We start from the raw sequence: 18999 nt of genomic DNA on the forward strand, positions 1-18999 counted from the left end.
GCTTAGTCGAGCTGCGCGCCCGACTTCTGCACGACGGTGCGCCACTTGCCGACCTCGGCCTTGACGAAACCGCCCAGCTGCTCGGGCGTGGTCGACGGTGCGAACTCCAGCCCCTGTGCCTGCAGGGTCTTGCGCACCTCGGGCTGCTTCAGCGCATCGGCAAAGGCGCGGTTGAGCTTGCCGATGACCTCCGGCGGGGTGCCGGCGGGCGCGACCACGCCGAAGAATACCGACACGTCGAAGCCAGGCACGCCCTGTTCGGCAACCGTGGGCACATCGGGCAGTGCCTGCGAGCGTGCCCGGGTGGTGACGCCCAGCGCGCGCACCTTGCCGCTCTTGATAAAGGGCATCGCGGTCAGCACGTCGGTGAAGGTCATGCTGACCTGTCCGCCGAGCAGGTCGTTCAGCGCGGGGCCCGTGCCCTTGTAGGGAATGTGCTGGAAGTCGGTGCCGGTGACGTTGTTGAACAGCACGCCGGCCAGGTGCGATGAGGCGCCGTTGCCGGACGAGGCATAGGTCAGCTTGCCCGGATGCGCCTTGCCATAGGCGATCAGCTCGGTGACGTTCTTTGCCGGCACGGATGGATTGACCACCAGCACATTGGGTAGCTGGCCGATCTGGATCACGGGCGCGAAGCTCTTGACCGGGTCGTAGTTGATCTTGCGATAAAGGCTCACGTTGATCGCCAGCGGCGCGGAAGTGCCGAACATCAGCGTGTAGCCGTCGGGGTCGGCACGCGCCACCACTTCCGCACCGATATTGCCGCCGGCGCCGGCGCGGTTCTCCACTACCACCGGCTGGCCGAGGCTGGTCTTGAGCGCGGCGGCGAGCGTGCGGGCCATTGCATCGGTGGGGCCGCCGGGCGGGTAGGTGACGACCATCATGATGGGCTTGGTCGGAAAGTCCTTCTGCGCGAAGGCTGGGGCGATGCAAAGCGTGCAGGCGGCGATGGCCGCGAGGCGGTGCCAGAGTTTCATGGCGTTGTCTCCTGGTGTTGGTCGTCTCCCGCGTGGGGCGGGATGAGGTTGCGGGGGCTTTTGGGAGGGTTTAGCAAGGGGTAACGCGACTGGATGCGCCTGCCCTCTCCCCCGGACCCTCTCCCGCGGGCGGGAGAGGGGACAAACAAGCGGTGAGGGAAGCGTTGTCAGAACACGTTGACCTCATCGACCGCACCGGCGGCGCGGACCACGCCATCGGCGGGCGGGGCCACGGTGTCGGCCAGCCAATCGGGCTGCGCCTGCGCGGCCAGCGGATCCTGCGGCAGCACGCGATGCCGCAGCACCAGTTGCGCCAGCCGCATGCGGCGCACCGAGCCGATGCGGCCGGCTTCCCATGCCATGGCCGCCGCGCTGGTCACGTGGTACAGCGCGGAAGCGGCCTGGCGCGCCAGCAGGTCGCCGTCGGCGCCGGCCTCGGCGGCGTGCGCGGCCAGCTTCGCGGTGGCGGCGATGGCGTCTTCGAACGTGGCGCGCGCACCGGCGTGCATCGGCGTATCGGCCAGCAGCCCGGCCAGGTGCGCCTGCAGCACCGGCAGTGCGCCTTCGCGGCGGATCGCGCGCAGCACGTCGAGCGCGACGATATTGCTGGTGCCTTCCCAGATCGAGCCGAGATGGGCGTCGCGGACCAGGCGCGGATCGCTCCATTCCTCGATATAGCCGCAGCCGCCGCGGATCTCCATGGCGTCGCCGGTGACCTTGCGCGCGTCGCGGCAGGCGCGGAACTTGATCAGCGGCGTCAGGATGCGCATCAGCGGGTAGGCGCCGCCCTCGCCCGCGTCGGCGCGGCGCAGTGCCTCGGCGGTCTGGAACACCATGGTGCGGGCCTGCTCGGTGGGCAGCGTCAGCTTGAGCAACTGGCGGCGCATCAGCGGCATGTCCTGCAGGCGCTTGCCGAAGGCCCGGCGCTCGCGCGCGATAAACAGGCCCTCGGTCAGCGCGCGGCGCATCAGCCCGGCGGCGCGCACGCCGTTGGACAGCCGCGAGTTGTTGATCATGTCGGCCATCTGCACGAAGCCGCGGCCGGGTTCGCCGACCAGGTACGCATGCGCGCCGTCGAGCCGGATCTCGCCGCTGGCCATCGAGCGGGTGCCCAGCTTGTCTTTCAGCCGGATGATGCGGTAGTGGTTGTCGCTGCCGTCGGCCAGCTTGCGTGGCAGCAGGAACAGCGATACGCCCTTGATGCCCGGCACGGCGTTGCCGGCCTCGTCCTCCACGCGCGCCAGCACCATCGCCAGCGCGGCGTCGGGGTTGGAGCAGAACCACTTGTCGCCGGACAGCCGCCAGCCCCCCTCGGCGCTGGCGTCGCGCACCGCGCGGGTGGCGGTGGCGGCCACGTCGGAGCCGGCGCCCTGCTCGGTCATGAACATCGCGCCCTGGTACAGGTCTTCGAACCCCTGCGTGGTCAGGTTGGGCAGGAAGCGTTCGACCAGCGCCGGATCGCCGAACTTGCGCAGCGTGCGTGTCAGCGAATCGGTCATCGACAGCGGGCAGCACAACCCGAACTCGGCCTGCACGAACAGATAGGTGAGTGCGTACTTCGCCGCTGGCGGCATGGGCTTGTCCCAGCCAAGCACACCGCCCCGATGCGAGGCGGCGGCCAGCCCGAACTCGGCAAAAGCCACGCGCTCCAGTTCGACATAGGCCGGATGCTTGTCGATGCGCTGGGCGTCGACGCCGGCGCGGGTGCGATGGCTCAGCGTGGGCGGATTGCGGTCGGCGACGCCAGCCAGTTCGTCCAGCACGCCTCCGGCCAGCGCGCCCATCCGTTCGAGGTGCGGCAGCAGGTGGTTGAACAGGTCGGCCGGCAGGTACAGCGGCAGCAGCGCGCGCAGCTCGGGGTCGGCGCTGAACAGGCTGCCGCCCTGGCGATCCGGTACCGGATGGCCGGCCGTGCGTGCGGTGGGGTGGGCTTCAGGTGCGGTATCGCGTGCAGTGCTGCTCGGCATGGCCAGGTCTCCTCGATGGGTTGGGTCGGTCCGCCAGACCCTTTGGCCTCCATTATTAAAACCCCAAGGATTTGCGTCTAATTCTAAAATTGGCTCGATCCATATAAATTTTGTATCGCCATGGAATTCCGTCACCTGCGCTACTTCCTCGTGCTGGCCGAGGAACTGCACTTCGGCCGCGCCGCGCGCCGGCTCGCCATCTCGCAGCCGCCGCTGTCGCTCAATATCCAGCAGCTCGAGGCGTCGGTCGGCGCCCGGCTGTTCGACCGCGACAGCCGCGGCGTGCGGCTGACCGCGGCGGGGCGGGCCTTCCAAGAATCCGCCACGGCGCTGCTGGCACAGGCCGAGGCCGCGCGCGTGCTGGCTCGCGAGATCGAAGCCGGCGCGGTCGGCAGGCTGCGGGTCGGATTTGTCGGCTCGATGCTGTACCGAGGGTTGCCGCAGTACCTGCGCGACTTCCAGGCCGCTTATCCCGGCATCCAGGTGGCGCTGACCGAGCTCAACTCGCAAGAGCAGATCGATGCGCTGCTGCACGACGCGCTCGACGCCGCCTTTATCCACACCGGGCGTGTGCCGGACCCGCTGCAGGCGGCACTGGTGCACAGCGAGCCCTTCGTCTGTTGCCTGCCGGCTGACCATCCGCTGGCCGCGCGTGCCGAACTGCCCCTGGCCGAATTGCGCGAAGAGCCCTTCGTGCTGTTCTCGCGCAAGGCGTCGCCGGACTACTACAGCCGCATCTTCGATATGTGCGCGGCGCAGGGTTTTTATCCGCAGATCCGGCACGAGGTGCGGCACTGGCTGTCGGTGGTGTCGCTGGTTTCGCAGGGAATGGGGGTGGCGGTGGTGCCGGCGGCGCTGGCGCGCTCGGGCATGGCGGGCGCAGCGTTTCGGCCGCTGGCGGGCACCGGGGTTCGCTCCGAGGTGTACTGCGCGTGGAAGGCGGCGCCGGACCATCCGGCACGCGACAACTTTGTCGGCATGGTCCGCGCGGCGGCGGCCCATAAAGAAAAAGCCACCGGCGCAGTGGCCGATGGCTTGTGAAGTACGCGTGGAACGGGGTGTTCAGCGTGACGCCAGCTTAACGCGCAGGGTGGCGACATCCAATAACGCAAATGCAGTAATTGCATGGAATGATAGGAATCCGGTTGCAACCGGAATCGCCGTGCCAAATTGCGCCGCGCTCAACGGAAGCCGGGCCTCTCTATATAGCGGCGCGGGGTCGCCACATCCCTTCGACGTTGAGCGGTTATCATTCGCCTCCTGCCGGCGCAAATGGCGTCCGGCCGCCGTCGGCATGCCCGCCCCCGGTGGGGGCATTGCCACGACACATTTGCGATACAATGAAAACGATTTTCATTTACGTACCCCGGCGGGGTCCTGCCGTGCCGCATGGCGGCGCCCTGGCGGCGGCCGCGCCCCACGGACTGGAAGCATGATGCGGTTGTCTGAACTTCCACGGCGCACGCCCGCCGTTGTGCAATCGGTGGACGACGCCACGCCGGGGGATCCGGTCGCGCGCCGCCTGCGGGAACTGGGCTTCGTGCCCGGCGAGGCGGTGCAGATCATCGCCTACGGCCCCTTCGGCATGGATCCGATGGTGGCTCAGGTGGGCTTCACCCGCTTTGCGCTGCGCCGCTCGGAAGCGGCGCGCATCGGCGTGGAGATTGCCAGCGCTTCGGTCACCAGCATCGCCGCCGCGCAGGCTGATGACCTGGATGGCGCCGCGGCAGCCCGCTCGTCCGCCAAGCGGATCGCCTAAGCCCTCCCCGGAATATGTCTGCAGCTCCCTCTACTTCTGCCCTGCGCATCGCGCTGGTCGGCAATCCCAATTGCGGCAAGACCGCACTGTTCAACCGCCTGACCGGCAGCCGCCAGAAGGTGGCCAATTACGCCGGCGTCACCGTCGAGCGCAAGGAAGGCTATTTCGTATCACCGGCAGGGCGCCAGGTGCGCATCCTGGACCTGCCCGGCGCCTACAGCCTGCACGCGGCCAGCCTGGATGAAGCCATCACGCGCGACGTCTGCCTGGGCGTGCGCCAGGGCGAAGCGCGCCCCGACCTGCTGGTCTCGGTGGTCGATGCGACCAACCTGCGCCTGCACCTGCGCTTCGTGCTGGAGCTGCGCCGTCTGGGCCTGCCCATGGTGGTGGTGCTCAATATGAGCGATGCCGCCGCGCGCCGCGGCATCCGCATCGATCGCGACAAGCTGTCGGCGGCGCTGGGCGTGCCGGTGGTCAGCACCGTCGCCGTCAGGCGCGACGGCGCCGCGGCGCTGGTAAGCCTGCTCGACAGCACGCTGCCGCCGGCGCCGCCGGCCGGACCTGAGCCCGCCAGCGACTTCGATGTGCACGCCGAGGTCAACCGCCTGCTCGCCGCCGCGGTCAGCATGCCGGCGCGCACCGCCGCGCTGGATGACCGGCTCGACCGCATCGTGCTGCACCCGGTGTTCGGCCTGCTGCTGCTGGCCGTGCTGCTGTTCCTGATGTTCCAGGCGGTGTTCTCCTGGGCCGAGCCGCTGATGGACGGCATCGAGGGCGGCGTGCACTGGGCCGGCGAGATGCTGGGTACCTGGTTGCCCGACGGCATGCTCAAGAGCCTGCTGGTCGATGGGCTGGTCGCTGGGCTGGGCAGCGTGGTGGTGTTCCTGCCGCAGATCCTGATCCTGTTCCTGTTCATCCTGACGCTGGAAGAATCCGGCTATCTGCCGCGCGCGGCCTTTCTGCTGGACCGGCTGATGATGGGCGCGGGGCTGTCGGGGCGCTCGTTCATCCCGCTGCTGTCGAGCTTTGCCTGCGCCATCCCCGGCATCATGGCCACGCGTACGATCCAGGATCCGCGCGACCGGCTCACCACCATCCTGGTGGCGCCGCTGATGACGTGCTCGGCGCGGCTGCCGGTGTATGCGCTGCTGATCGGCGCCTTTATCCCGCAGCGCACGGTGCTGGGCCTGTTCAACCTGCAGGGGCTGGTACTGTTCGCGCTGTATGTGGCGGGCATCCTCAGCGCGCTGGTGGTGGCCTACGCGCTCAAGTTCTTCCGCCGCGACCGCACCGACCATCCGCTGCTGATGGAGCTGCCGTCGTACCGCATCCCCAATCCGCGCGACGTGGCCATCGGCCTGTGGGAGCGTGCCCGCATCTTCCTGTCGCGGGTGGGCAAGGTGATCCTGGCGCTGACCGTGCTGCTGTGGTTCCTGTCGACCTTCCCGGCGGCGCCGGACGGCGCGACCGGTCCCGCGATCGACTACAGCTTTGCCGGCATGATCGGCCATGCGCTGCAGAAGGTGTTCGCGCCGGTGGGCTTTAACTGGCAGATCTGCATCGCGCTGGTGCCGGGCCTGGCCGCGCGCGAGGTGGCGGTGGGTGCGCTGGCGACGGTGTACGCGCTGTCGGGCAGCGAGGACACTGTGGCCACGCAGCTTGCACCGATGATCGCGGCGCAATGGTCGCTGGCCACCGCGCTGTCGCTGCTGGCCTGGTACGTGTTTGCGCCGCAGTGCATCTCCACGCTGGCGGTGATCCGGCGCGAGACCAACTCGTGGAAGGTGATGGCGGCGTCGGCCGCCTACCTGACCGGCCTCGCCTACCTGGCCGCGTTCGTGACCTATCGCGTCGCGCTGCTGTTCAGCTAAGGCCAATGCTGCCATGACGCTCTACCACGCCATCGAAACGCTGCTGGTCCCGCTGATCGTGCTGGCGTGCGCGATGTCGGTGGCCGCACGCTACGCCCCGCGCACGCGCGAGCGCGTCAAGGCGGCGCTGGCGGCGCGCCTGGGCGGTGCTGCCGCCACTGGCTGGCGCGCCCGGCTGGTGCGCTGGCTGGCACCGCAGACCGCTGCCGGTTGCGCCAGCGGCTGTGACGACGGCGGGTGCAATACCTGCGGATCGAATACCGCGAACACCGCCGGGGCAAAGCCGGACCAGCCTTCGGAACAGGTGGTGCGCTTCGTGCGCAAGCGCTGAGTCGCGCGCTTTTCTTCTCTCAGGCAATCACGCAGAAACGGGTACGGCCGCTGCTTCCGCCTTGCGCGGGAGCGGCGGTTTTCGCTCGTCTGGAGGCGGGTTGGCGGGCTTGGGCGGTGCGATCTCTGGCGTGAATTGGGTTACGCAGAAATGGGTACGCATGGGGTGTCGGGCGGCTGGAATGGTGTGGTGGCTGGGGTTGGCGACGGGCGGCACATGCGTTGTCTTCTGGCATTGCAAAGGGCTGCTTCTGCATCGGAAATGCGCTTAGGGAGATCACGCAGAAATGGGTACGCTTTGGCGTCGCCCCAGGTTAACCAGGCGCATCCGTACTTGCATGCGCCGGCCCTCTCCCCCACCCCTCTCCTCAAAACAAAACGCCCTCCAACCGGAGGGCGTTCTTCATCACGAGGAAACCAGTCGCTTACTTGACCGTCCCGAAGTACACCAGCTTCAGCGCCGTATTGTCAGCCACCGCAGTGCAGGTCACCGTGATGGTGAAGTCGCCGGGCGCCGTGCCGCTGACATAGTTCTGGTTCGGCGTGAACCCCGGGCTCAGCACAACCGGACCGGTGCTGGTCCACGCCCAGTTGGCGCACGCCGTGTATTGCGCGTCATTGCCCAGGTTCTTCATCCGTGCCGTCACCGGGATATTCATCGGCGGCATCAGCAACACCGTCATCGGCTGCTGGTTATCGCTGACCAGCGCCCACTTGGGATGCTCGGTCACCGTCAGGCCGGCGCTCGGGCGGGCCGGCAGCCTGGTGCTCACCGCGGTCACCGTCAGCGTGCTCTGCACCGGGCCGGTGTCCTTGGACAGGCTGGTGTTGACCGTAGCGTTATGCGTACCCGCTGCTTCCGAAGCAGACAGCGTCGGCGACGTCGCGGTGTAGGTCCAGGTGCCGTCGAAATCCGCGGTCACGTCCTGGCCGTCGTTGCGCAGCACGCGCGAGGTGAACGTTGCCGGGCGGTCGTTGAACACCTGCAGTGCATCCACCGGCTGGCCATTCTGCGTGGTCACCACGCGATAGGTCGCCGAACCGTTCTTCTGCACCGTCACCGCGATCACCCCGCCGAGCGCGTGGCCATCCGGCGCCGTGACCGACACCATGACATTGGCGGTGGCCGCGGCGGTGGTCGAGCTGTTGCTCGCCCGCAGCGTGGCGCTGTTCTGGCTGGCGGTCACCTGGACCGCGCTGCCGCTGCTGGCCCATGCCCAGCTATTGACGCTCGCGGACACGTCGGCGCCGTTGCTGTCGAGCAGCGAGACCTTGACCGGCAGCTCCTGCCCGTCGCTCATCGACAGGTTGGTGCTGGGAATCGACAGGCTGTAGGACAGCGCCGACGCCGGCACCACGGTGATGGTGGCCGACTGCGCTGGCACCTGCGCGGTAGTGTTGTCCGCGTTCCTGACGGTGGCAGTCACCTGCACGGTAGTCGTGCCGGTGGCCACGCCGCGGACCACGGCGCTGCCTGGCGTGGCGGCGCTGGCTTCCACGCTGGCGACGGCGTTGTCGGTGCTGGTCCAGGTGAAGGTGGTGTTGCCAGTCACGTCGACGCCGTTGCTGTCGACCGCGAGCGCGCTGATGGTGAGCGTGCGGCCGACGCCGACCTCGCCCGAGGTCACGCTCATCTTCATGGTATAGGTCAGCGGCGTGGTGCCGCCTGTGTTCGGCGTGGTGGGCGTGCCCGAACCGCCGCCGCCGCAAGCCGCCAGCAGAAGAGTCATGGCAGTGCCTGTCAGCCAGGATGCCCACGTTCTCAGTCTCATGATGTTCCCCCAGTCATGTGTCCCGCGCTACCAGCCTAGGCGCAAAGGCGCCAGCGCTGTACCGGCCATAGGACTGAGCGGCAGCGCACCGAACGCGCGCCGTTCTCATCCATTCAGCGCAGGTCCACCGCCATAGGGTGAGCGGGATCGGCCACCTCCCGCGCTTGACCGATACCCGCCTGTCCGAAGGGAAGTCCCGTACCTGCCGATCGATCCCGCCGATCCCGGCCGCAGCTACGACACGGTGATCCGCGTCAACAGCCAGTAGGGCCAGGGCGGCATGACGTACTTGCTGGAACAGGCGCATGGCATCTACATGCCGCGCCGGCGGAGGAGATCGAAGTGGGGATGATGTGTGACGGCAAACCATGCCGCGTGCGCGGCAAGGCCAACGGCCCGATCGATGCCTTCATCAATGCGCTGGACCTGCCGATACGCGTGATGGACTACGACAAGCACGCGATGACCGCGGGGGGCCGATGCGTGCGGCCTCTGACGCCGCACACATTCGCTAGAAAGCCGGTGTGCCCCGCCCCCACGGGGCACACCCGGAAAGACGCCCTTGCGGACGCCCACGACATGCACGGTGCCGGCGCGCCCGCATGGTGGCTGGTGCGGGCGCGCACTGATCTCCTGCACAGAGTAAGGCCGGGCGCAGCAAGGCGCCACGAATCATTCCGCATGTGTTTATTAGTGCTGCAACCTCGTATGCGCTACCGCCGACCGCGCTGTAGCGGCATCGCGACGCGCGCCCCCCTTCCGTATGACTTGTTCTGCATCAAGGTCTGCACCGTCCCGCTCGGCCAAACTGGGCGCGGATTTCTTACCAGACCAAGACATAACATCATGAACAAGCTCTCTCTCCGTACCCGGGTCACCTGCACTGCCTTCGCCGCCTGCGCCCTGCTTGGCGCGTCTGCCACGCCAGCCGTGGCCGCGGACATAGACGGGCAGGGCAACTGGATGGTGCGCCTGCGTGGCACCTATCTCGACATGAGCAAGAGTTCGGCCCCGATCGGTGGCGTCGGTGATGCGAACCGCGTCACGGTCAACGACAAGTGGATCCCGGAACTCGATGTCACCTACTTCTTCACGCCCAACTTTGCCGCCGAGCTGGTGCTGACCGTGCCGCAGAAGCAGAACGTCTACCTCGACGGCAACAAGGTCGGCACCTTCAAGCACCTGCCGCCGACGCTGATGTTCCAGTACCACCTGATCCCCAATGGCACCTTCCGCCCGTATATCGGCGTCGGCCTGAACTTCACCCGCATCTATGGCGAGAACATCGCCAACGACTCACTGCAGCTCGACAGCTGGAGCGTGGGCCCGGCGATGCAGATCGGCATGGATTACAAGCTGACCAGGAACTGGTTTCTGAACGCCGATATCAAGAAGATCTGGCTGCAGAGCGACGTCAAGGCCGGCGATGTCAGGGTGTCCAAGGTCAGCCTGGACCCGTGGGTGTTCAGCATGGGCGTGGGCTACCGCTTCTGAGCCTGGCGGCAACCATGAAAAAAGGCCGGCGCCATCGGGGCGCCGGCCTTTTTGCTTTGCCGGACTGAGCGTTGCAGCCTAGTCTCCTGTCCCGCAAATAAACTCGATATGAAATCGCCCAGTTGCCCGCCATGCGTCGTTGCTCGTCGTTGCCATCGCTACGGCTATGGCGCCTCCTCGCGCCTAGCCTGACGAGCAACTGGACGATTTCATTTATCAAGCTATTTACGGGACAGGACACTAGCGGAACGCCGGCTCGTCAAAGCTGCGCAGCTTGCGCGAGTGCAATTGCTCGACGCCGTTCTCGCGCAGGATGCGGATCGCTTCCAGCCCGATGGTCATATGCTGGCTGACGCGCTGGCGATAGAAGGCGTTGGCCATGCCGCGCAGCTTCAGCTCGCCGTGCAGCGGCTTGTCGGAGACGCACAGCAGCGTGCCGTACGGTACGCGCAGGCGGAAGCCGTTGGCCGCCACTGCCGCACTTTCCATGTCGATGGCGATCGCGCGCGACTGGTTGAAGCGCGCATACAGCGCCTTGGACTTCAGCTCCCAGTTGCGGTCGTCGGTCGAAACCACGGTGCCGGTGCGCATGCGGGTCTTCATCTCGTTGCCGGACAGGCCGGTCACGCGCGCCACCGCTTCCTGCAGCGCCACCTGGATCTCGGCGATCGGCGGCACCGGCACCCACGGCGGCAGGTCATGGTCGAGCACGTGGTCGTCGCGCACATAAGCGTGCGCCAGCACGTAGTCGCCAAGCTGCTGCGAGCGGCGCAGGCCGCCGCAGTGGCCCACCATCAGCCAGCAGTGCGGGCGCAGCACGGCAAGATGGTCGGTCATGGTCTTGGCGTTGGAGGGTCCCACGCCGATATTGACCAGTGTCACGCCCAGCTTGTCTTCGCGCACCAGGTGGTAGGCCGGCATCTGCGGCAGTGCGCGCGGGCGCAAGGCGTCGTCAGGCTCGGCGCCGCTCAGCTCCTGCAGCACGTCGCCGGGCTCGACGAAGCGGGTGTAGCCGCCGCCGTCGCTGCTGGCCATCAGCGTGCGCCCGAGCGCGACGAACTCGTCGACATAACGCTGGTAGTTGGTGAACAGCACGAAGCGCTGGAAGTGCTGCGGCGCCGTGCCGGTGTAGTGGTAGAGCCGCTGCAGCGCCAGGTCGACGCGCTCGGCGGGGAACAGCGACAGCGGCCAGGCCTCGCCGGGCACGGGCTCGTAGGTGCCGTTGGCGATGGCGTCGTCGATGCGGCTCAGCTCCGGCAGCACGAACGAGGCTTCGAGCTCGCGCGCCTGGGTGTAGCTGATGTCGGTGGTCGAGGCCTCGATCACGAACGGCAGCGGGATCGGCCGCCGGCTCAGCCCCACCACCACCGGCACGCGGTGATAGCGCATCAGCCGCTCGATCTGGTCGCGGTAGTAGTCGGCCAGCAGGTCGGGGCGCGTCACGGTGGTGCCATACACGCCCGGGTACGCCACCGTGCCCCAGGACGGGCGGCTGTCGGTGACCATGGTCTCGATATTGACCGAGATGCCCAGGTACGGATAGCACGCGTGCGCGGCCGAGGGCAGCGGCTTGCCGCCGGCGAATGCATCGAAGCGCGCGCGCACGGCGCCGACCGAAGCCTCGTAGATCTCACGGATGCGCGCTAGCGCCGCGTCCGCGTCAGAAAATTCCGCAAGCTGGTCGGCCGGATGGGCTGAGGAAAAGACGGGGGCGTTCATGGAGGCCATGATACCGCGCCAGCGCGCGAGCGGGAGAAGCACCCCACCCCGCCCGTCGGCCAAATTGACGCGCCAGCGCCCGCTCGCTACACTCCGCCAATTGCGCGGCGCGGGTTCCCGTGCCGTTCTCGACTCGCGGCGCCCTGGTGGCAAGGGGCGGCGAGGGGCCGTACATGCTTTACTGGGAGAGCCGCCAATGGAAATCCGTAACCTGTTGCCCGAGGACATCGAGGCAGCCAGACAACTACTGATCGCCAACGGCTGGGCCCACCGGGTGGGCGGCCCGGAAAAATTCGCTCGGCTGGTGGCCAATTCCCAGCGCGTCGCCGTCGCGGTGGACGACGGCGAGCTCGTCGGCTTTGCCCGCGCGCTATGCGACGACGTCTCCGACGGCTTCCTGTCAATGGTCGCCGTGGCGCCCAGCCACCGCCGCCGCGGCATCGGCCGTGCGCTGGTGCGGCATATCATGGGCAACGATCCCGACATTACCTGGTTGCTGCGCGCGGCGCGCTCCTCGGAAGCCGCCTTCTTCGGCCAGCTCGGCTTCACGCCGTCGATGGTGGCGATGGAGCGGCGCCGGTCCTGAATCGACACTGAGCCAGCCCGCCGGCGGACCGTCAACGTTCGCCCATCTTGCGACGAAACTCCTCAGCCGTTCCCACCTGCCGGAACAGCGGCCCGCCTGGCGCGAAGCGATCCGCGCTCGCCAGCGGCCCCACCACCACCGGATCGAAGCCCGCATCGCGCACCAGTTGCGCGGCCACGTCGAGCGCGGCCTTGTCATCGCCCGCGATCGGCACGGCCACCAGCCCGCCCTGGCGGTGGTGCTCGCTGGCAAACTGCCCCGCTCCCATGAAATTGAAGGCCCGCACCACGCGCGCGCCGCGCAGGTAGCGCGCGGTGGTTTTGCCAATGCCGTCGCGCTTGGCCTCCGCGGCGATGGGGCCATCGCGGTGGTCGTAGGCATTGGTGGCATCGAGCACGATCTTGCCCTTCCAGGCCTCGGCATGGTCGCGGCTGAGCTGCGGCAGCGCGCCGTAGGGCGTGGCCAGGAACAGCACGTCGGAGAACGCGATGGCCTCCGCCACCGTGCCCGCCCGTGCCAGCGGGCCCAGCCCGTCGACCAGCGGCTTGAGCGCTTCGGGATGGCGCGACGAAAACAGGACCGGGTGCCCGGCCATGACCCACAGACCGCCGATGGTGCCGCCGATGCGGCCCGAGCCGATCACGCCGATGGGCTGCGCGGCGGCGGCTTTGGCTGGCTGCGCGCGCACTGCCAGCGGCAGGCCTGCTGCAAGGACTGCTGCGCCGGCACCGAGCAGGCGGCGGCGGACGGGATCGAAGGCGGGAGGGTTGGTTCGCATGGGGACATCCTCCTTCAGTGACTGGGGCATCCGCGCCTGTGCGTCGCACGGGCTCACTGGATGACTCTAGGCGAAAAGCGGCGCAAGCGTGGCGGATCGCTTCAGGCAGGGAACGTCACCGCAAACCGCCAATGACAACGGCCGCAGATGCGGCCGTTGCTTCAATGCGGGTGGCTACGGTTACGGCCGCGCCTTTTCCCACTAGAGGATGGGATAACCAGGATCGTAGGGCCGGTACGCGGAATTGTCCGGCATCACCCACGGCGCGGCGTCGTTGTCGCCGAATGTCCAGCCAAGCGCTTCATAAGTCGCGCGCTGCTGCATGGCCTGTCGTAGCCTGTCCGTCCGGACCGGCCGGATCGTTGGACGGCGTGGTGGTGATGTGCATGTCACTGCGTGCCAGGTTGCCGCCCAGTGTTGTCGACGCCACCTTGCCCACGACACGGTGGACGTCCGCATTTGTTCATCGCGCCAACCAGGCCGCCGACTTCCGCCGAGCCATTGACAGCCAGGCCACCAGGGATCGAGGTGCCACAGTTGCGCAGGACGGCGCCGCTGTCCAGGATGCCGGCAAAGCTGCCGGCGTTGCGCAGCAGCGTCGTCGCGCGGCCAAGAGGTACAAAAAACCGCCCCGAAAGGCGGTTGGCCGGAAAGCCCGCTACGCGTGAGCCGTTAGCGGTCGGAGCGGATCGGGCCGTATTCCGCCGGCACCCATGCATATCCGGCCGTGTCGCGCCGCACATGACCCAGGCCCGGGAACGGCATATGCGCACCGCCCACCCACAGCTTGCCCCTCGCTGCATCGGCCAGGATGCGCTTGCGCGTGATCACCGCCGCATTGCTGTCGGTGTCGAATTCGATCGCAACCTGCGGGCGGCGGAATTGCACGGCGTGGCTGTGGACGATATCGCCCCACAGCAGCAGGCTCTCCTTGCCCGAGGTAAAGAGGTAGCCGCTGTGGCCAGGCGTATGGCCGTAGGCCGGCAGCGCGCGCACGCCCGGGATCGGCTCGGTGCCCGCGCCGCCGTTGAAGGTACGGAAACGGTTTGCTGCCTGGTACGGCGCCACCGCCGCGCGCGCCATCGCGAACAGCCCCTGGGCTTCATTCGGTGCGGCCGCGGCATTGGCTTCATTGAGCCAGTAGTCGGCATCGGCCTTGTCGAAATAGACGGTGGCATTCGGGAACGCCGGCTGGCCGTTGGCTGCCAGGCCGCAGGCGTGGTCGCCATGCAGGTGGGTCAGCAGCACGGTGTCGACCTGCTCCGGCGCATAGCCCGCGGCGCGCAGGTTGTCGCCGATGCGGCCGAGCGTCGGCCCGAAGCAGCCGGCAGCACCAGTGTCCACCAGCACCAGGTTGCGGCCGGTGTTGATCAGGTAGGCATTGACCGCCGTCTGCATGCCCGGCGTCGACTCCACGAACATCCGTGCCAGCAGGCTCTGCACCTCGCGCGCGCTGGTGTACTTGAGGATCTTCGGGTCGAGGTCGATGTAGCCGTCGTAGAGCGCCGTGACTTCAAGCTGGCCGACCATCATCCGGTAGTAGCCCGGCACCTGGGTCTTCTGAGGTGCGGGCGCGGCAGTCTGGACGCTCTGGGCGCCCTGGGCGGTCTGGGCGCTGGCCATGCCGGCAGGCAGCACGGTGGCGCCAATCACCGCGGCGATGGCGGTGCCCAGCACGGCGCCATGAAGACGGCGCTGCGCCTGCCTGATGGCATGGCGCTCGACGGACGGCAGCTTCATATCCTGTTTCCTGTTCTTGGTTGGTGTTGTCGAGGAGACGGCCCATGCCGCAGGGCGCGCGGAGCAACATCGCCGTGCGCGCATGGCCAGCACGTATCTTATCCGGCCCGCGCAAACAGGGTTGGAAGGCAAAAGCGTACCTACTTCTGCGTAAAAAAACGGGGCACGTGGCCCCGTTTTCCATGCATGCGAGCTTGTTTCGGTCCGCATTCACTCCGGCTGGATATTCGCCGCCTTGATGATGCGACCCCACTTGCCAGACTCCTGCTGCTGGAATTTCGCCAGCTCGGCGGGCGTGCTGGTAAACACTTCCGTACCGGTCGACTGGTAGAAGCCAGCCGCGGAATCGCTGCGGGCGGCCTTTACCATCAAGGCGTTGAGCTTGGCCACCACCGGCTGCGGCGTGCCGGCTGGTGCGTAGGCGGCGAACCAATAGCTCATCTCGTAGCCCTTGACCCCGGCTTCGTCGATGGTCGGCACATCCGGCGCCAGCGGCGAGCGCGCCTTGCCCGACACGCCCAGCGCGCGCAGCTTGCCGCTCTTGACCTGCGGCAGGCCGGTGGCGGTATCGGTGATCATCATCTGGATCTGGTTGCCGAGCAGGTCGGTGATCGCCAGCGGGTTGCTCTTGTACGGCACGTGCAGCAGTTCCACGTGCGCCATCTGCTGGAACAGCTCGCCGGCGATGCGCGACGACGAGCTGCCGCTGCCGAAGCTGAGCTTGCCCGGCTGCTTCTTCGCCAGCGCGATGAACTCGCCCACGGTCTTGGCCGGCACCTGCGGGTTGACCACCATGATCTGGCCGCCGCGGCCAAGCGCGGTCACCGGCGTGAAATCCTTGACCGGATCGTACGGCAGCTTCTTGAACAGGTGCTCATTGGCGGCGTGCGTGGTGTTGGTGCTGATCAGCACCGTGTAGCCGTCGGGCGCGGCCTTGGCCACATCGGACGCGGCGATAAAGCCGTTGGCGCCGGGCTTGTTGTCGACCACCACGGAAACCTTGCTGTCGACGGTGATGGCCTGGCCGATGGCGCGGGCGAGCTGATCGGTGGCGCTGCCGGCCGCGAACGGCACCACGAAGCGGATCGGCTTGTCGGGGAACTCGGCCCACGCCTGCCCCGCGGGCAGGATCAGCGCGCACAGCGCGGCGGCGGCAGCCAGTGGCTTGAGGAATCGGTACATCGTTGTCTCCTGTTGAAATCGTTGTACGGTGCGAAGCGCCGGGTCAGTTGTTATCTGCGCCGGTTGCCAGGCGCGGCGGCAGCGGTATCTGCAGCTGCAGCAAGCGGAACGACAGCGCCTTGCCGTGCGTGTCGAGATTGAGCGCGTCGTTGACGCCGCCGTCGAGCACGCCATCGAGGACAAAGTTCATGGCCTGCAGCGACGGCACCAGGTAGCGCGTGACGGCAGTGGGCTGACGTTCACGGAACAGCGCGCGCACGGCGTCCTCGGTGACATGGGCGACGAGATGGTCGAAGTCGCGCGCGTCATAGGCGATGACGCTGATGTTGGAGCGGTCGCCCTTGTCGCCGGTGCGGCCGTGGGCGAACTGGTAGAGCGCGGCGGTGGCGGTCATCTCGGTAGCCCTCCCTGGTCGATGATGGTGTGCGTGGCGGCCACGGCGTCGCGCGGCACCAGGCATGACACGGCATTCAGCCGCGCGCGCTGCGCGGTGCGCACCCCGCCGCCGCCGGCCGGGCCGCAGGTATAGAGCGCGTTGACCTCGCGCAGCAGCGCCTGCGCTACCGACTGGTCGTCGTGCGCCAGCGCGGCGCGCAGGCGCACGTCCTGCGCTTCGGCCTCGCGCGGCTGGGGCTGCGCCAGCATCGCGCCGCCGTCATCGGCCAGCACGCTCAGCACGCCGATCAGGTCGAAGCGGATCGGCACGTCGTGGCCCAGCAGGCTCATGCGCCGGCGCAGGATATCGGCGGCCAGCCGCGCGCGGGCGGCGGCGTTGGGACCGGCATAGGAGATCTCGCCCTCGGCCAGCCAGCCGCCGTGGCTGAACACATTGGCCTTGAGCTGCGCCGGACGCGCATGGCCGCGCACATTGCGCACCGCGACGCGGTCTGGGCCGAGCTGGGTCACGGTGACAGCGCCGATATCGGCGACCACATCAGGCGTCAGGTACGCCGACGGGTCGTGCACCTCGTACAGCAACTGTTCCTTGACCGTGCGCAGGTCGACGCAGCCGCCGGTGTCGGCGGCCTTGAAGACCTCGATGCCGCCGTCGGCATCGAGCTGCGCGATCGGGAAACCGACGGCATGCACGTCGGGTACGTCCTTCATGCCGGGATCGGCGAAGTAGCCGCCGGTGACCTGCGCCCCGCATTCGAGCAGGTGGCCGGCCATGGTCGCGGCGGCGAGCCGGTCCCAGTCGTCCCAGGACCAGCCGAAGTGCGCCATTGCCGGCCCCACGGCCAGCGCGGGGTCGGCCACGCGGCCGCATACCACCACCTGGGCGCCGTCGGCCAGCGCCGAGGCGATACCCTGCGCGCCGATATAGGCGTTGGCGCAGACAAAACGATCGGTGTCGAAGGCCGCGCCAAGGATGCCTTGCAGCAGCGTGCGGCCGGTCTCGTGCGACAGGTCGTCACCCTCCACGACGGCAACGCGCGGCGCCGGCAACTCCAGTTCGGCGGCGAGCTGCAGCACGCGGCGCGCCGCGGCGGGCGGATTGGCCGCGCCGAAGTTGCCCACGATGGGAATGCCGTGCTGCAGGCACAGGCCCAGCACCGGCGTCAGCAGCGCGTCGAGCAGCGGCTCATAGCCCTGCGCGGGATCGTTGCGCCGCGCCAGCTGCGCCAGCGCCAGCGTGCGTTCAGCCAGCGTCTCGAAGATCAGCGCGGCCGGCTGGCCGGCGGCGATCAGCGTGCGTACCACCGGCAGCGCGGCATCGGTGCGGTCGCCGGAAAAGCCGGCGCCGGAGCCGATCAGCAAGGGAGCAGTCATGGTCGGAGGCGGGTTGGTGCGGGAAGCGTTGTCGGAAGCATCCAGACGATGCGCCCTGTCGATCCATTCTATGGCCGCCGCGTCCAACCAAAAAACGGATTATTTGGATTAATCTATCGGCTTAACAGATGAATGTATTCTGGGCGATGAACCTGTCCGTCAAGCACTTGCGCGCCTTCGTGGCACTGGCGACTTACCGCAACTTTACGCGCGCCGCGCGTGCCTGCCACCTGTCGCAGTCGGCCTTCAGCGCGCTGGTGCAGACGCTGGAGGACCAGGCCGGCAGCCGGCTGTTCGAGCGCACCACCCGGCACGTGGAACTGAGCAGCGACGGGGTGCGCTTCGAGCAGACGGCGCGCCGGCTCCTGGCGGACTTCGAGGCTGCCTTCGAAGACTTGCGTGCGCATGCGGAGCGGCGCAAGGGACGTGTGTCGATCGCGGCGCTGCCCTCGCTCGCGGGCGGCGACCTGCCACCGCTGCTGGCGCAGTTTCATGAGCGCTATCCGGGCATCGTGCTGGAGTTGTTCGACCAGCTCGCCGACGGCTGCATCGAGCTGGTACGGCAGGGCCGCGCCGACTTCGCGCTGACGCCGGCGCCGGCACAGGACGATGACCTGCGCGTGGAGCCGCTGGTGCGCGACACCTTCCACCTGGTGTGCCCGGCCGGCCATCCGCTCGCGCGCAAGCGGCGCATCGCGCCCCAGGCGCTGGCGGGCGTGCCGTTTATCCAGCTGTCGCGCACGACCAGCGTGCGCCAGCATCTGGATGCGGCGCTGCATCCGTTGCGGCTGAACAGCGTGATGGAAGTGGAGCACCTCGCGACCGTAGCGGCGCTGGTGCAGGCGGGGCTGGGCGTCAGCGCGGTGCCATCGCTGGCGCTGTTTCAGTTCCGGCGCGAGGGGCTGGCGATCCGGCCGCTGCAGCTGCCGTCACTGGTGCGCGATATTTGCCTGGTGCGGATGAAGGACCGCGGCGATTCGGCTGCGGCGGCGGCGATGGTTGAGTGTTTGCAGGGGTTCTATCGCGGGGGGAAGGCGGCGGCGCGGCGGTGAAT

17 protein-coding genes and 1 pseudogene are annotated in these 18999 nt (G+C 68.0%); 8 read left to right on the top strand and 10 right to left on the bottom strand.

Going from position 1 to position 18999, the window contains the following annotated elements; all coding sequences use genetic code 11:
* Positions 1–2 precede the first annotated feature (2 nt).
* Positions 3–977 (bottom strand): Bug family tripartite tricarboxylate transporter substrate binding protein, encoded by a 975-nt coding sequence (locus tag AB1I47_RS15500; protein ID WP_354684631.1) that lies wholly within the window; start codon positions 975–977, stop codon positions 3–5.
* Positions 978–1144: 167 nt separating this feature from the next.
* Positions 1145–2944 (bottom strand): acyl-CoA dehydrogenase family protein, encoded by a 1800-nt coding sequence (locus tag AB1I47_RS15505; protein ID WP_354684632.1) that lies wholly within the window; start codon positions 2942–2944, stop codon positions 1145–1147.
* A 120-nt stretch (positions 2945–3064) separates the two neighbouring features.
* Here AB1I47_RS15505 and AB1I47_RS15510 point away from each other — a divergent pair, with 120 nt between their 5' ends.
* The 4 genes from AB1I47_RS15510 (at position 3065) to AB1I47_RS15525 (ending at position 6905) form a co-directional block, all read left to right on the top strand.
* Positions 3065–3985, top strand: coding sequence for a LysR family transcriptional regulator (locus AB1I47_RS15510; protein WP_354684633.1), 921 nt, complete (start codon positions 3065–3067; stop codon positions 3983–3985).
* A 394-nt stretch (positions 3986–4379) separates the two neighbouring features.
* Positions 4380–4703, top strand: a complete 324-nt coding sequence (locus AB1I47_RS15515) for a FeoA family protein (protein WP_354684646.1) — start codon at positions 4380–4382, stop codon at positions 4701–4703.
* Positions 4704–4717: 14 nt separating this feature from the next.
* A complete protein-coding gene (gene feoB / locus AB1I47_RS15520; protein WP_354684634.1) occupies positions 4718–6574 on the top strand; it encodes a ferrous iron transport protein B in 1857 nt (618 codons plus the stop codon).
* 13 nt (positions 6575–6587) lie between these two features.
* Positions 6588–6905 carry a DUF6587 family protein gene (locus AB1I47_RS15525; protein ID WP_354684635.1) on the top strand — a complete coding sequence of 106 codons (318 nt, stop codon included), beginning with the start codon at positions 6588–6590 and terminating at the stop codon, positions 6903–6905.
* A gap of 424 nt (positions 6906–7329) precedes the next feature.
* Here the strand turns inward: AB1I47_RS15525 and AB1I47_RS15530 are convergent, their stop codons facing one another.
* A complete protein-coding gene (locus tag AB1I47_RS15530) occupies positions 7330–8634 on the bottom strand; it encodes a hypothetical protein (protein ID WP_354684636.1) in 1305 nt (434 codons plus the stop codon).
* Positions 8635–8866: 232 nt separating this feature from the next.
* Between AB1I47_RS15530 and AB1I47_RS33945 the strand changes: the two are divergent.
* Positions 8867–9004, top strand: a pseudogene (locus AB1I47_RS33945) (hypothetical protein); the annotation flags it as partial.
* Between the two features lie 518 nt (positions 9005–9522).
* Positions 9523–10170 (top strand): OmpW/AlkL family protein, encoded by a 648-nt coding sequence (locus AB1I47_RS15535; protein ID WP_354684637.1) that lies wholly within the window; start codon positions 9523–9525, stop codon positions 10168–10170.
* A 240-nt stretch (positions 10171–10410) separates the two neighbouring features.
* Here AB1I47_RS15535 and AB1I47_RS15540 read toward each other — a convergent pair whose 3' ends face one another.
* Entirely contained in the window at positions 10411–11898 is a 1488-nt protein-coding gene (locus AB1I47_RS15540) for an AMP nucleosidase (protein WP_354684638.1), read from the bottom strand.
* Between the two features lie 187 nt (positions 11899–12085).
* On the opposite strand from AB1I47_RS15540, the gene AB1I47_RS15545 reads away from it, so the two are divergent.
* Entirely contained in the window at positions 12086–12475 is a 390-nt protein-coding gene (locus AB1I47_RS15545; RefSeq protein ID WP_354684639.1) for a GNAT family N-acetyltransferase, read from the top strand.
* 31 nt (positions 12476–12506) lie between these two features.
* Here the strand turns inward: AB1I47_RS15545 and AB1I47_RS15550 are convergent, their stop codons facing one another.
* The 6 genes from AB1I47_RS15550 to AB1I47_RS15575 all read right to left on the bottom strand — a co-directional run bounded on the left by AB1I47_RS15550 (position 12507) and on the right by AB1I47_RS15575 (position 17945).
* Complete coding sequence (locus tag AB1I47_RS15550) at positions 12507–13253, bottom strand: NADPH-dependent F420 reductase (RefSeq protein WP_354684640.1); 747 nt, start codon at positions 13251–13253, stop codon at positions 12507–12509.
* 201 nt (positions 13254–13454) lie between these two features.
* Positions 13455–13577 (bottom strand): hypothetical protein, encoded by a 123-nt coding sequence (locus tag AB1I47_RS15555; RefSeq protein WP_354684641.1) that lies wholly within the window; start codon positions 13575–13577, stop codon positions 13455–13457.
* 348 nt (positions 13578–13925) lie between these two features.
* On the bottom strand, positions 13926–14993 hold the full coding sequence (locus AB1I47_RS15560) for an MBL fold metallo-hydrolase (RefSeq protein ID WP_407935847.1): 1068 nt from the start codon (positions 14991–14993) through the stop codon (positions 13926–13928).
* 210 nt (positions 14994–15203) lie between these two features.
* Entirely contained in the window at positions 15204–16175 is a 972-nt protein-coding gene (locus AB1I47_RS15565; RefSeq protein ID WP_354684642.1) for a Bug family tripartite tricarboxylate transporter substrate binding protein, read from the bottom strand.
* Positions 16176–16218: 43 nt separating this feature from the next.
* Entirely contained in the window at positions 16219–16569 is a 351-nt protein-coding gene (locus AB1I47_RS15570) for an AtuA-related protein (protein ID WP_354684643.1), read from the bottom strand.
* Entirely contained in the window at positions 16566–17945 is a 1380-nt protein-coding gene (locus AB1I47_RS15575; RefSeq protein WP_354684644.1) for an acyclic terpene utilization AtuA family protein, read from the bottom strand. Before AB1I47_RS15575 ends, AB1I47_RS15570 begins: the two co-directional genes overlap by 4 nt.
* A 146-nt stretch (positions 17946–18091) precedes the next feature.
* Between AB1I47_RS15575 and AB1I47_RS15580 the strand changes: the two genes are divergently transcribed.
* A complete protein-coding gene (locus AB1I47_RS15580) occupies positions 18092–18997 on the top strand; it encodes a LysR family transcriptional regulator (protein WP_354684648.1) in 906 nt (301 codons plus the stop codon).
* Positions 18998–18999: the final 2 nt, after the last annotated feature.

Source organism: Cupriavidus necator (assembly GCF_040578825.1).
Classification (GTDB): domain Bacteria; phylum Pseudomonadota; class Gammaproteobacteria; order Burkholderiales; family Burkholderiaceae; genus Cupriavidus; species Cupriavidus necator_E.

What these genes read in the sequence shown, in the direction of transcription:
- AB1I47_RS15525 (WP_354684635.1), top strand. Translation starts at nt 6,588, where the DNA reads ATGACGCTCTACCACGCCATCGAAACGCTGCTGGTCCCGCTGATCGTG.
- AB1I47_RS15540 (WP_354684638.1), bottom strand. Translation starts at nt 11,898, where the DNA reads ATGGCCTCCATGAACGCCCCCGTCTTTTCCTCAGCCCATCCGGCCGAC.
- AB1I47_RS15530 (WP_354684636.1), bottom strand. Translation starts at nt 8,634, where the DNA reads ATGACTCTTCTGCTGGCGGCTTGCGGCGGCGGCGGTTCGGGCACGCCC.
- AB1I47_RS15575 (WP_354684644.1), bottom strand. Translation starts at nt 17,945, where the DNA reads ATGACTGCTCCCTTGCTGATCGGCTCCGGCGCCGGCTTTTCCGGCGAC.
- AB1I47_RS15570 (WP_354684643.1), bottom strand. Translation starts at nt 16,569, where the DNA reads ATGACCGCCACCGCCGCGCTCTACCAGTTCGCCCACGGCCGCACCGGC.
- AB1I47_RS15555 (WP_354684641.1), bottom strand. Translation starts at nt 13,577, where the DNA reads ATGCAGCAGCGCGCGACTTATGAAGCGCTTGGCTGGACATTCGGCGAC.
- AB1I47_RS15560 (WP_407935847.1), bottom strand. Translation starts at nt 14,993, where the DNA reads ATGAAGCTGCCGTCCGTCGAGCGCCATGCCATCAGGCAGGCGCAGCGC.
- AB1I47_RS15515 (WP_354684646.1), top strand. Translation starts at nt 4,380, where the DNA reads ATGCGGTTGTCTGAACTTCCACGGCGCACGCCCGCCGTTGTGCAATCG.
- AB1I47_RS15535 (WP_354684637.1), top strand. Translation starts at nt 9,523, where the DNA reads ATGAACAAGCTCTCTCTCCGTACCCGGGTCACCTGCACTGCCTTCGCC.
- feoB (WP_354684634.1), top strand. Translation starts at nt 4,718, where the DNA reads ATGTCTGCAGCTCCCTCTACTTCTGCCCTGCGCATCGCGCTGGTCGGC.
- AB1I47_RS15580 (WP_354684648.1), top strand. Translation starts at nt 18,092, where the DNA reads ATGAACCTGTCCGTCAAGCACTTGCGCGCCTTCGTGGCACTGGCGACT.
- AB1I47_RS15505 (WP_354684632.1), bottom strand. Translation starts at nt 2,944, where the DNA reads ATGCCGAGCAGCACTGCACGCGATACCGCACCTGAAGCCCACCCCACC.
- AB1I47_RS15565 (WP_354684642.1), bottom strand. Translation starts at nt 16,175, where the DNA reads ATGTACCGATTCCTCAAGCCACTGGCTGCCGCCGCCGCGCTGTGCGCG.
- AB1I47_RS15545 (WP_354684639.1), top strand. Translation starts at nt 12,086, where the DNA reads ATGGAAATCCGTAACCTGTTGCCCGAGGACATCGAGGCAGCCAGACAA.
- AB1I47_RS15500 (WP_354684631.1), bottom strand. Translation starts at nt 977, where the DNA reads ATGAAACTCTGGCACCGCCTCGCGGCCATCGCCGCCTGCACGCTTTGC.
- AB1I47_RS15550 (WP_354684640.1), bottom strand. Translation starts at nt 13,253, where the DNA reads ATGCGAACCAACCCTCCCGCCTTCGATCCCGTCCGCCGCCGCCTGCTC.
- AB1I47_RS15510 (WP_354684633.1), top strand. Translation starts at nt 3,065, where the DNA reads ATGGAATTCCGTCACCTGCGCTACTTCCTCGTGCTGGCCGAGGAACTG.